This window comes from Bellilinea sp. (assembly GCF_053501535.1).
The window spans coordinates 1-11,489 of sequence record NZ_JBRCOK010000134.1; the positions used below are offsets into that span (position 1 = coordinate 1).

Genomic DNA, 11,489 nt, shown 5'->3' on the forward strand with positions numbered 1-11,489 from the left:
GGACGCTGTCCGCTGGATCGAGCAGTTTTGAGGAATACGCAGGCTGAACTCTGCCTGAGAATTGCTGTGATGGAACGCTCTCAAAGTCATTCCTGCGATTTTTGGGGGAGGTGAGGAGGGGGTAATTTTTATCCTGACAGCACGGACGCTGTCCGCTGGATCGAGCAGTTTTGAGGAATACGCAGGCTGAACTCTGCCTGAGAATTGCTGTGATGGAACGCTCTCAAAGTCATTCCTGCGTTTTCGGGAGGTGAGGAGGGGGTCAAAACGGCGGAGCGAATGGATGCTGCCCGGCGGGCGATTTTCGGGAGGTAAGGGGGGATCAAATCTGCGGAAGGGATGGATGCTGCCAGTCGGTTGGGCGGTTTTGCGGAAGGTGAACATCAAGGCACGCACGGGCGTTCTCAAAGCCTCCCGACAGCCCGCGCCAGGCGCATCCCTCACCCTGCCCCCTCGCGGCGGGCTGGGGAGGAGGAAACTTCATATCACGGGACGATGCCGGCGCAGGCGACGCCGTCCTTGGGCGCTTCGGTACGCTCGCGTTTCCACACCCGCCCTTCCAGCAGAATGGTACAGGAAAGCTGGCCGGTCTGACTGGGGTTGGAAGCGGTCAGATAGACTTCCTCGCCGCGCGGCACAACCACCCGCTTTTCCCACGGCGTGGTGACGGTGGTGGTCTTGGAGATGACCTCCTTGCCGGCCTGCAGCGTGATATTGGCATAACCGCCGGTGGCTTCCACCCGAAAGACCAGCACCGATTCGGTGGGCGGCGGGCGGAACACCCCCAGCAGGTTGAGCAGAATCAACGAGCCGGCGCACAGCGCCAGCACCAGCAGGATTTGCAGCAGCGTAGAACGGGAAATGGGTTTGGGGGACTGCGCCACTTTTTTATGCCTTTTTTATGCCAGCGGCTAAAGAAACGCGCGGTTTTGACGATAACTATTATAGCAAATTGAAAGGCGGAGGTGTTGAATATCGAACCAATGAGGTGTAAAGCGTAAGGCAGTCAATCGGCGGTGGCGCTGGTCCCGGGTTCATCACCCAGCGCCGGAACGGTAGAAAGAACCCGGCGGTAATCCAATAAACATCGTTTTCCAAATTCTCATTCCACAAGGGGAAGGATCCCCGCCACACACAAACAAGGAGGTTTGAAATGGCTGAAATAGATATCACCCGAATTGCCGGTAACATCGGCGCAATGAACGCCCTCAATTCTTTACAGGGCATCAACAAACAACTGGCTACCTATCAAACTCGTCTGGCAACCGGTAAGCGCATCAACTCCGCAGCGGATGACCCGGCCGGTTTGTCCATCGCCACCAAGCTGCAGTCCAGATCGGAAGGTTTGAAAGTTGCCCTCGGCAACATTGGCGACGCCAAGAACCTGCTGGCGGTTGCCGAATCCGGCCTGAGCCGCATCAACGACATTCTGCTGCAAATGCGCAACAAAGCACTCCAGGGTGCCAGTGATACGATGGGTTCGGCAGAACGCGACATCATCAAGACCCAGTTAACTGCCTTTGCAGCTCAGATTGACGATCTGGTTGATCAAACCAAATGGAACGATACCAAGCTGCTCGATTCAACGACCGATTTTCGTTTCCAAACCGGTGCAGATTCATCCGATGCAATTACCTTCACGGCAATTAGCGGGATCAAGGCTGCAGATTTAGAGGTAGAACCAAGCGGTATCACAACGGGATCGGCCACGGCTGCTGAATTCACCACATATCTTGGCAAGGTTGAATCAGCAATGACCACCATCAATACCAAGATGTCCAATCTCGGTTCGCTGATCGGCCGCTTATCCTTCAAGGAAGACCAGGTGGCGGCTGCCCAGATCAACGTCGAAGCCGCTTACAACCGGATTATGAACGCCAACATGGCGGAAGAACAGGTCAATGCCAGCAAGTACCTGATCCTGCAGCAAACCGCAACGGCGATGCTGGCGCAGGCCAACACTGCCCCGCAGTTCCTGCTCTCGCTGTTCCGCTAAACCCCGGACTTTGACCGTCCGCCGATGGCACAAGGCGGGGGGCAGCCTGAATGAGCCGCCCCCCGCTCACCCCTAAAAGAGGGAAACGCCCATGAGCAGTAACACGATTTCCGCGACCCAATTAGACCCCACCTTCCGCACCATCATTCAGCAGACGCTGGAAGCCGAACGCCAGCCGTTGAAGCGTTTAACCGCGCGGCGCGATGAACTGCAGGTGCAGAAGGCGGTTTACAACGACCTGAACAACCTGCTCACCGGCCTGCAAAGCGCGCTGCGCAGCCTGATCAGCAGCCAGCCGACCTACACGCTGGGCAATGCCCGTTCGGTCAAGGTGACTCCCGCGGCGGCCGGCAGCACGGTGCTGAGCGCCAGCGCCAGCAGCAGCGCGGCAGCCGGGCAGTACGAAATCAGTGTTACATCGCTGGCACGGGCGCACCGCGTCCGCTCGGATGCGGTCGAGTACATCAATCAGGCGCTGGGGCTGAGCGGCACGCTGCGTTTGGGCGGGCTGGCGGCGGCGCAGGTTTCGGGGGCGGTTGCGGCGGAGGGCATCCTCGCCTTCCAGACCGCCGCACCATTGGACGGTAAACCAGCGCTGGGCAGCGATACCTACTACGTCGAAACCCGCCAGCAGGAAGGCGTCTGGCAGTTTCGGCTGGTCAACAGCCGCGGCGAGGCGCAGTCCATCCGCAAATCGGACGGCAGTTACACCAGCGAATGGCAGTCAGCCCCCACTGAAGCCGGCTGGGTGGATACCGGGCGCGGCCTGAAAATTGAATTTGACCCGGCCGCTCTGCAGGCGCGTTCGCGCGGCAGCGGGGCTGCTTCGGTCAACTACACCCCGCAGGGAGCTGCCGTCGCCGTCAGCGCCGGGGACAGCCTGGCCGATATTGCCGCTAAAATCAATCAGGCGGTTTATGCCGAGGGCAGCCGCGTCAGCGCTTCGATCGTCAACAACCACCTGGTGTTAACCCATCAGCTCAGCGGCGTGGGCGTGCTGCTGCTGGCCGCCGATGAGAGCGGCAGTGTACTGGAGTCGCTCGGCGTTCTGCAGGGCGGCGCGTTCAAAACCGTGCTGCAAACCCCCAGCGATGCGGTCTTCACCGTCAACGGCCTGACCGTTCAGCGCGGGCGCAACGAAAACCTGAACGATGTGATCTACGGGGTCAGCCTCTCGCTGAGCGCGGATGCGGAGGGCAAGGCTGCTTCCCTCACTGTAGAGGATGACCTCAGCGCGGATGTCAAAGCGGTGCAGGCTTTTCTCGATCAGTTCAATGCCCTGCAAAAGTACCTGGCGGATAAAACCGCCACCGTCAAGAACAGTAATAACACCTACACGCGCGGCGCGCTGGTCGGGGACGGCATGTTCCGCAGCCTGCGCTTTGATCTGCTGCGCCAGTTTCAGGCCTCTTACACCACCGGGCAATCCTTCAGCCGGCTGGAGGACATTGGGCTGAAGTTGAGCGATGACCTGAAAGCCAGCATCAACAGCCGCAGCGCGCTGGAAAACGCCCTGCGCAGCGACCGCAACGCGGTCAAAGCGCTGCTGGATGCGGCGCTCGGCGCGCTGGACAGCCGCCTGAACCAGTTCACCGGCGCGGACGGTTATATCAAGAAATCGCAGCAGTCGGTTGAAAGCCAGATGGAACTGACCCGCAAAGCCATTGACCAGATGAACGAGCGGCTGGCGCAGCGCGAGCAGACCCTGATTCAACAGTTTGCCGAAATGCAAACCCGGATGACGCTGATGCTGTACACCTCTCAGCAAATGAACAGCATGTACGGCAATTTTTTCCGCAGCGGTTAAGCTGCGCATTGGATGGAACCGTTGATTTGGATTTTTTGAACTGCAAGGAAGCAGAAATGAGGTGACGAGATGAACGAACTGAACGTTACCCCGCTTTCCCCACCGGCTGGAGAGTCCTCCACGCGCATCCAGCAGGTGGTGGATTTTTACAGCGAAAAGGCGGCGGCTGCTCCGCGCCGCAGTGAGGCGGGCGAATCGGCTGCCAGCCCCTCCCCCCAACCGCGTACCTCGGACGTGGTTTTGCGCTTTAATGTGGACCGTGAAACCCACGAGGTCACGGTATATATCATGGACCGCGCCTCACGCCAGATCATCCGCACCATCCCGCCGGAAGAGCTGAGCAAACTCAAAGCCGGCGATTTGATCGAACTGATGGCGTGAGTTTTTACGCAGAATTTACCGCGCAGGGCTAAAGTTTGCAGCCGGTCAGTCGAAATTAAGGGTAGTCAACACCAAAACCAGCACGGCAAGAACGAATTAGAGGAGACCTGAATCATGTACCAGACCGCATACCGCACTCAAGAATACCGGCAGCAAGATGTGATGGGCGCCAGCCCGCTCCGTCTGGTGATTATGGCTTACGACCTGGCCATTCAATCCTGCGAAGTGAAGGATTTTGAAAAGGCAACCAAAGCCATCAGCGTCCTGCGCGATGCCCTCAACTTTGATTATCCCGAAGTAGCGGTTGGTCTCTTCCGGCTGTATCAGTGGTGCCTCGACTGCATCCGCAAGGGTGAATACGACGAAGCCCTCCACGTGCTGAAGGAACTGCGCGATGCGTGGAAGATGACCGAAAAGCGCTTCGCTCCGCCGCCCCAACCCGGCGTTCCGGCGGCCGCCTATACCTCGACGATTACGCAGGCAGCCTGACTCCCACACCCTGCGATCGGTTTATCGGTAATACCACTCCAGACAATCGCATAGCGTTTCTCCCACAGTAAAATACACCCCCCTTCACCGGAGGTGTATTTTACGTTTTTAACGCCGTTTTTATTCAGCCTTCATCCCAACTTTACGGAAATCTGTTTGGGCTTGTGCTATCCTGCTGTCAGGAGTCAAGGAGTGGTGCTATGAGTTTCTGGGAGTCTTTACGAATTGGTGCATCGGGCTTGCTGGCCCAGCGATTACGTCTGGATACGATTGCCAACAACATTGCCAACGCCCAAACCACACGCACAGCGCAAGGCGGGCCGTACCAGCGCAAGGATGTTGTCTTCATGCCGGAAAACAAGCGCGGTTTTCTGCCGCCGTTTGTGGCGGCGCGGCGAGCCGGCTGTCGTACAGGGCGGCGTGCGCGTGGCGCAGATCATCACCGACCCGGAACCCGGTCCGCGCGTGTATGACCCCACCCACCCGGATGCCGACGAGGAAGGCTATGTCACCTACCCCAACGTCAACCCGCTGGTGGAGATGACCAACATGATCTCGGCAACCCGTTCCTACGAAGCCAACCTGACGCTGATTGATGCCGCCAAACGCATGGCACTGCGCGCGCTGGATATCGGGAGGTAGGCATGAACATCCCGCCGGTTTCCATTTCATCGGTTTATCGAGCCAGCGAGCCGCAGGGCGTCCCCAAACCGGCTTCGGCGAACCTGCAATCGGTCACCAAAACGTTTGAGGAAATGCTCAATTCCCTCAACGAATCGCAATTGAAGGCGGACGATCTGGTGCAGAAACTGGCGTTGGGCGAGAACGTTGACCTGCACACGGTGATGATCGGTCTGGAAGAAAACGATGTCAATTTCCGCGTGGCGCTGGCAATCCGCGACAAACTGGTGGAAGCCTACCACGAAATCATGCGCATGCAAGTCTGAACGGGTGAGAAACGCTTATGATGGTACCCCTGCAAAACCAATTTTTGAATTACTGGAAAAAACAAAGCCAATCCCAGCGGATCGTGATCATTTCTCTGCTGCTGGCGGCGTTGATTCTGGTGCCGGTGTTGATCAATTGGGCGAACACGCCCTCGTACTCGGTAGCCTACAGCGGCCTGAGCGAAAACGATGCCGCGCAGATTGTGCAGAAACTGGACGAAAACCGCATTCCCTACCGCCTGCGGGACAGCGGCACCATTCTGGTGGCGAGCGATCAGGTCTATGAGGTGCGCCTGCGCATGGCGCGCGAGGGACTGCCCAAGAGCGGTACGGTCGGTTACGAATTGTTCAGCGGCAATACGCTGGGGATGACCGAGTTCACCCAAAAGATCAACTACCAGCGCGCGCTGGAAGGCGAACTGGAACGCACCATCGGCAGCCTGGAAGCGGTGGAAGCCGTGCGTGTGCATGTGGTGCGGCCGGAGCGCACGTTGTTAAGCAGCGAGCAGTCGCCTACCACCGCTTCCATCACCATCAAGGAACGCGTGGGGCAGGCGCTGGATGCCGCCCAGGTACGGGCGATCACCCATCTGGTGGCCAGTAGCGTGGAAGGCTTGCAGCCGGAAAATGTGGTGGTGGTGGACAGCAACGGCAATCTGCTGGCAGGCGGCGGCAATGAAGCCGGTTCGCTCAGCGCTGTCACCGACAATCAGCGCGCCGCCGAACAGGCAGCCGCAGCCGAGATTCGCAAACAGGTGCAGCTGATGCTGGACCGCACGCTGGGGCCGAACCGGGCGGTGGTGCAGGCAGCCGTGGCGATGGACTGGACGCAGCGCGAAATTGTGTCCAATACGATGGAGCAGCAGCCTACGCCGGTGGTGCGCAGTTCTCAAAAGATCGTTGAAAATTACACCACATCCGGAGCGGTTGAGGGGGGTGTGCCGGGCGCCGATTCGAACCTGCCGACACCCCTGCCGCCGGTGACGGGTGAAAACGGGGCGATGACCTATTCGCGCAGCGAGGAAACCATTAATTACGAAATCAGTCAGGTGGAATCTCGCGAAGTGCAGGCGCCGGGGCGCATCAGCCGCATCAGCGTTTCGGTCATGGTGGACGGCTTGGATGCCCAGTCGGTCGAGATGGTCAAAGCGGCGGTGGCAGCTGCCGCCGGTGTGAACGAAGCGCGCGGCGATGAGGTGGTGGTGCAGTCCATGCCGTTCGACCGCACCTACTACGAACAGCAAGCCGCCGAGATGGCGCAGGCCGAACAAACCAATCTGTATATTCAAATCGGGCTGGCAGCCGCGGCGGTGATTTTGCTGTCGGCGCTGATCTTCTTCTTCTCGCGCCAGATCCGTCACCTGCGGGCAGCCACGGCGCAGGCCTGGCAGCCGGTGATGATGCCGGCCGCCGAACTGGCGGCGCTGCAGGGGCAGACTGTGCCGCCGCTGGGGCAAATTGGCGCTCCAGAGGCTGGCGCAAGTTTACCGCCGATGACGGCCCAGCGGGCGGCGCTCAATCAAAAGACCGAAGATGTGATGGTGGAACTTTCCTCGCGCTTCACGCCGGTCAACTCGGCGGAGGACGAACAACGCGCCAAAGTTGTCAGCCGGCTGGCTGAGGAAAGCCCGGCCACCGTAGCGGAAATTATCCAACTGTGGTTGAACGAGGATAACAGGAACCATGGATAATCCATCCACTGCGATTACGGGAATTGACAAAGCCTCAGCCTTGCTGCTGACCCTGGGGGTGGATACCTCCTCCAAGATCTTGCAGTACCTGACCGAGGGCGAAATCGAACGGGTGCTGTTGGCGCTGGGTAAAACGGGTCCCATTCCGCCGGAGGTGCGCCGCATAGCCCTGCAGGAAGCGGTGGAATTCAGCACGGCGGATGCAGCCCTGCGCGGCGGCGGCATTGAATACAGCCGCCAGCTGCTGGCGCGGGCGGTAGGTCCGCGGCGCGGCGCTGAAATTCTGGAGCGCATTTCGGTGCATCAGCAATTGTCTTCTTTTGAAATGCTGCGCAACGCCAACCCGGAAGAAGTGGCTGCTTTGCTGCAGGAAGAAATGCCGCAGACCATTGCCCTGGTACTTTCGTATCTGGAAGCCAAAGTGGCCGCCGACATTCTTACCAGTCTGCCGCGCGAATTGCAGGTCGAAGTCACCCTGCGGCTGGCGGTGATGGACCGCGTTTCACCGCAGGTGGTGCAGGTGGTCGAGCGGAACTTGAAGAACAAACTTTCCAGCGTGCTGAGCGAAGCTGACTTCCGCGCAACCGGCGGGGTGACCTTTCTGGTCAAAATGCTCAATATGGTGGACCGCGGCGTGCAGAAAACCATCCTGGAAGCGCTGGAAGCCAGCAACCCCAAACTGGTGGAAGAAATCCGCGCCAACATGTTCACCTTTGATGACCTGATCAAACTGGATGACCGCGCCATCCAGCGGGTGCTGCGCGACATCAGCAAGTCCGAACTGGCGCTGGCGCTCAAAGCGGCTCCTGAGAAACTGAAAGACAAGATCTTCAACAACCTTTCCGAGCGGGCGCGCGAAAACCTAAAGGAAGAAATCGAAATTTTAGGCCCGCAGCTGGCAAAGAACGTCTATGCCGCCCAGCGCAAAATTGTGGATGCCGTGCGCGCGCTGGAAGAAGCCGGCGAAATTGTGATTGGCGGTGGTGGTGAAAATGAAGTCATCCTCTAGGATTTTCAAGCACAGCCAATCGGGGCAGTTTACGGCGTGGCAGATGCCGGATCTGGTCGGGCAGGCCGAAGTTGAAACGCAGGAACAGGCGGCCGAAATTCTCAACCTGTTTCAACTGCCGGAAACCCCATTGGCAGGTAGCGCCGGGCGGCGGTCCGGCCTGCTGCAGGGCGGACAGGTCGAAAGGCTGCGGGTGTGGAACGCTCCGGATTTGGAGTACACCCCGCCTTTTGTGGACGAAGATGATGAAGTGAACCGCTTTTTCATTGGCGATCAACCTCACCCGTCCGGCTGGGAGCAGCAGCAGGAAGCGCTTTCGATCATCGAGCAAGCCCGGCAGCAGGCCGCCGAAATTTTGCGCCGCGCCGAGGAGGAAGCCGGTCAAATTCGCCTGCGGGCAGCCGATGAGCTGGAAGCCATGCGCCAAACCGGTTATCAGGAAGGGCTGACGAGAGCGCAGGAAGAAATGAGGAATACCTTGCAAGCCTGCGCGGAACTGATTGCCGAAGCGCAGGCGTGGAAGCAGAATCTGGTGGCATCCAGCGAGGAAATTGTGCTGGATATGGTTCGTGAAATGGCGGTAGCCCTGTTTGGGCAGGGGGTTGCGCTGGATGATCAGGCGCTGCAGATCAACCTCAACCGCATTGTCGAAAAAGCCAGCACCCTGGGCGAATTGAAAGTTTACCTCAACCCAAAGGATGCAGCCAGCCTCGATCCGGAGTGGAAGGAGTATCAGGCGCTGGTGCTGGGCAACAAAGTGCAGGTCATTCCGGCCGAGGGAATTACCCGCGGCGGCTGTTACATTCAGGGGCAGTACGGGGCAGTGGATGCGCGGGTGGAAACTCAATTGCGCAATTTGCTGGCTTCTTTTGCCGAAGTCCAATCCAGTGAGGAGATGGCGGCATGAGCGTGGAAGTGAAACCACCTGATCTGGGCCGTTTTCGCAGCGCGCTGCGCAGCCTGAACACCGTGCAGGTTGCCGGGCGGGTCACTCAGGTGATCGGCCTGACGATTGAAGTGGTTGGGCTGAACTGCCAGATCGGTGAGGTTTGCGAAATTCAAGCCAGCCACGGCGGGCGGCTGCAGGCCGAGGTGATCGGCTTTCGCAACGAACGGATGCTGCTGATGCCGTTGGGGACGATGGAAGGCATTCAGCCGGACAGTCTGGTGCGGCCGGTTTCGAGTGTGTTCAAAGCGCCGGTGGGCATGTCCCTGTTGGGACGGGTGCTGGACGGGTTGGGACAGCCGATTGACGGCAAAGGTCCGCTTGGGACGGTGGAGTGGAAGATGACCAACCGCGCCGCGCCGCACCCGCTGGAGCGCCCGCCGATTGTCGAACCGCTGGTAACGGGTGTGCGGGTGATTGACGGGATGCTGACCTGCGGAAAGGGACAGCGTTTGGGTATTTTCGCTGGCAGCGGTGTGGGCAAAAGCACGTTGCTGGGTTCGATTGCCCGCAACTCGCGCAGCGATATTTCGGTGATTGCCCTGATCGGCGAACGCGGGCGCGAGGTGCGCGAATTCATCGAACGCGATTTGGGTTCGGACGGGCTGGAACGGTCGGTCGTGGTGGTGTCCACCTCCGATCAGCCGGCGCTGGTGCGTTTGAAAGCGGCTTTTGTGGCGATGACGATTGCCGAGTATTACCGCGATTGTGGGTTGGACGTGACCTTCCTGATGGACTCGGTTACCCGCTTCGCCATGGCGCAGCGCGAGATTGGGCTTTCGGTGGGTGAGCCGCCTGCCAGCAAAGGGTATACCCCCTCGGTATTTGCGCTGCTGCCGCGCCTGTTAGAGCGGGCCGGGCGCAATCAGCACGGTTCAATTACCGGTTTCTTCACCGTTCTGGTGGAGGGCGATGATTTCAACGAGCCGATTTGCGATGCGGTGCGCGGTATTCTGGACGGGCACATCATCCTCAGCCGCGCGCTGGCTGCCCGCAACCACTACCCGGCGATTGATGTGCTGAACAGCGTCAGCCGCGTCATGCCGGCCCTGACCGATGAACAGCACCTCAAACTGGCAGCGGCTGCCCGCAAACACCTGGCCACCTACGAAAAGGCGCGCGATTTGATCAACATTGGAGCATATGTAGCCGGTTCTGACCCAGACATTGACGCGGCGATTGCCGTCATGCCGATGTTGACCGCCTTTTTACAGCAGGGCAGCAAAGAAGTATCGTCCTTTGAAGAAACCCTTTCGATTTTGCAAATGGCGGTTGGAGAGAAGACCGCTGAGCCGGTAAAGGAGGTTGAATGATGGTACCGCGTTTCAATTTACAAAGTGTGCTGGATGTGCGCCACAGCCGGGTGGAATCGTGTGAGCTGGAATTAAGTCAGCGGCTGATGGAGCAGATGAAGATTGAAAATGCGCTGGAACATCTCTGCGAGCGGCGGGTTCGGCTGATGCGACAGATTGCCGAAATGCAGATGGGCGAGCTGGACCTGGCAAAACTGGCGCTGATGCGCGCCGAACTGCAGGATAGCGACCAGCTGAAAAAGGCTTTGGAAACTCAACTGGAGCAGGCGCGCGCCGCAGTGGAAAGCAAGCGGGTGGAACTGGTCAAAGCCCGTCAGGAGGAAGAGACCCTGCAAATCCTCAAACGCAAGCATGTGGAACATTACACGCAGATCGAAGCAGAAAAAGAAGCCCGCGCCCAGGATGATATTTACATTGCCCATGCCTACCGCCAGCGGCTTTCGGAGGCGCCATCCCATGGATAATTCGATTTTCAGCAGTCAGTTTCAGGCAGTCATTTACCGTCTGCTGTTCCAGTTGATTGAAAAAATGGCGCAGCCCGGTCAAAACTCCGCTGCGGGGGGTGTGAACCCGCTGGATGGAGAAGCCGGCGGCGGTTATTCGCCTCAGGGGGTGCGTGCGGCGGGTTGGGCGGGCAGTTTTGATGCTCTCATTCAGCAGGCGGCCCAAAAGTACGATGTCAACCCGGCGCTGGTGCAGGCGGTCATCAAGGCTGAGTCGAATTTCAACCCGCAGGCGGTTTCCCGCGCTGGGGCAATGGGTTTAATGCAGCTGATGCCCGGCACAGCCCGCAGCCTTGGAGTTGCCGATCCGTTTGACCCGGTCCAAAACATTGACGGCGGGGTGCGCTTTTTGAGCAATTTGCTCAAACGTTACAACGGCAATGTGCAGCTGGCGCTGGCAGCCTACA

15 protein-coding genes are annotated in these 11,489 nt (G+C 58.9%); 13 read left to right on the forward strand and 2 right to left on the reverse strand.

Annotation, left to right across the window (positions count from 1 at the left end; translation table 11 throughout):
- Together ACWIZX_RS12355 and ACWIZX_RS12360 are read right to left on the reverse strand one after the other, a co-directional pair.
- On the reverse strand, nucleotides 1-408 hold a 408-nt coding region (locus tag ACWIZX_RS12355), incomplete at its 3' end, for a hypothetical protein (RefSeq protein WP_448335990.1).
- Between the two features lie 77 nt (nucleotides 409-485).
- On the reverse strand, nucleotides 486-884 hold the full coding sequence (locus ACWIZX_RS12360) for a hypothetical protein (protein WP_322794483.1): 399 nt from the start codon (nucleotides 882-884) through the stop codon (nucleotides 486-488).
- Between the two features lie 269 nt (nucleotides 885-1,153).
- Here ACWIZX_RS12360 and ACWIZX_RS12365 point away from each other — a divergent pair, with 269 nt between their 5' ends.
- The 13 genes from ACWIZX_RS12365 to ACWIZX_RS12425 all read left to right on the forward strand — a co-directional run.
- Nucleotides 1,154-1,996: a flagellin gene (locus ACWIZX_RS12365; protein ID WP_448335991.1), complete on the forward strand. Its 843-nt coding sequence runs from the start codon at nucleotides 1,154-1,156 to the stop codon at nucleotides 1,994-1,996.
- A 91-nt stretch (nucleotides 1,997-2,087) separates the two neighbouring features.
- On the forward strand, nucleotides 2,088-3,803 hold the full coding sequence (fliD, locus tag ACWIZX_RS12370) for a flagellar filament capping protein FliD (RefSeq protein WP_448335992.1): 1,716 nt from the start codon (nucleotides 2,088-2,090) through the stop codon (nucleotides 3,801-3,803).
- A 69-nt stretch (nucleotides 3,804-3,872) separates the two neighbouring features.
- Nucleotides 3,873-4,184: a flagellar protein FlaG gene (locus ACWIZX_RS12375; protein WP_448335993.1), complete on the forward strand. Its 312-nt coding sequence runs from the start codon at nucleotides 3,873-3,875 to the stop codon at nucleotides 4,182-4,184.
- A gap of 114 nt (nucleotides 4,185-4,298) precedes the next feature.
- Entirely contained in the window at nucleotides 4,299-4,673 is a 375-nt protein-coding gene (locus ACWIZX_RS12380; RefSeq protein ID WP_448335994.1) for a flagellar export chaperone FliS, read from the forward strand.
- Nucleotides 4,674-4,873: 200 nt separating this feature from the next.
- Nucleotides 4,874-5,146: a flagellar basal body rod protein FlgC gene (locus tag ACWIZX_RS12385; protein WP_448335995.1), complete on the forward strand. Its 273-nt coding sequence runs from the start codon at nucleotides 4,874-4,876 to the stop codon at nucleotides 5,144-5,146.
- Nucleotides 5,100-5,315 carry a flagellar basal body rod protein FlgC gene (locus ACWIZX_RS12390; RefSeq protein WP_448335996.1) on the forward strand — a complete coding sequence of 72 codons (216 nt, stop codon included), beginning with the start codon at nucleotides 5,100-5,102 and terminating at the stop codon, nucleotides 5,313-5,315. The genes ACWIZX_RS12385 and ACWIZX_RS12390 overlap by 47 nt, the downstream gene beginning before the upstream one ends.
- 2 nt (nucleotides 5,316-5,317) lie before the next feature.
- Nucleotides 5,318-5,620 carry a flagellar hook-basal body complex protein FliE gene (fliE, locus tag ACWIZX_RS12395; RefSeq protein WP_322794617.1) on the forward strand — a complete coding sequence of 101 codons (303 nt, stop codon included), beginning with the start codon at nucleotides 5,318-5,320 and terminating at the stop codon, nucleotides 5,618-5,620.
- 17 nt (nucleotides 5,621-5,637) lie between these two features.
- On the forward strand, nucleotides 5,638-7,311 hold the full coding sequence (fliF, locus tag ACWIZX_RS12400) for a flagellar basal-body MS-ring/collar protein FliF (protein ID WP_448335997.1): 1,674 nt from the start codon (nucleotides 5,638-5,640) through the stop codon (nucleotides 7,309-7,311).
- Nucleotides 7,304-8,320 carry a flagellar motor switch protein FliG gene (gene fliG / locus ACWIZX_RS12405; protein ID WP_322794615.1) on the forward strand — a complete coding sequence of 339 codons (1,017 nt, stop codon included), beginning with the start codon at nucleotides 7,304-7,306 and terminating at the stop codon, nucleotides 8,318-8,320. Before fliF ends, fliG begins: the two co-directional genes overlap by 8 nt.
- Nucleotides 8,304-9,227 (forward strand): FliH/SctL family protein, encoded by a 924-nt coding sequence (locus ACWIZX_RS12410; protein WP_322794614.1) that lies wholly within the window; start codon nucleotides 8,304-8,306, stop codon nucleotides 9,225-9,227. The genes fliG and ACWIZX_RS12410 overlap by 17 nt, the downstream gene beginning before the upstream one ends.
- Entirely contained in the window at nucleotides 9,224-10,579 is a 1,356-nt protein-coding gene (locus ACWIZX_RS12415; RefSeq protein ID WP_448335998.1) for a FliI/YscN family ATPase, read from the forward strand. The genes ACWIZX_RS12410 and ACWIZX_RS12415 overlap by 4 nt, the downstream gene beginning before the upstream one ends.
- Nucleotides 10,576-11,043, forward strand: a complete 468-nt coding sequence (locus tag ACWIZX_RS12420; RefSeq protein ID WP_448335999.1) for a hypothetical protein — start codon at nucleotides 10,576-10,578, stop codon at nucleotides 11,041-11,043. The genes ACWIZX_RS12415 and ACWIZX_RS12420 overlap by 4 nt, the downstream gene beginning before the upstream one ends.
- Nucleotides 11,036-11,489, forward strand: a 454-nt coding sequence (locus ACWIZX_RS12425) for a lytic transglycosylase domain-containing protein (protein ID WP_448336000.1), incomplete at its 3' end; no start/stop codon positions are given. The genes ACWIZX_RS12420 and ACWIZX_RS12425, both read left to right, overlap by 8 nt.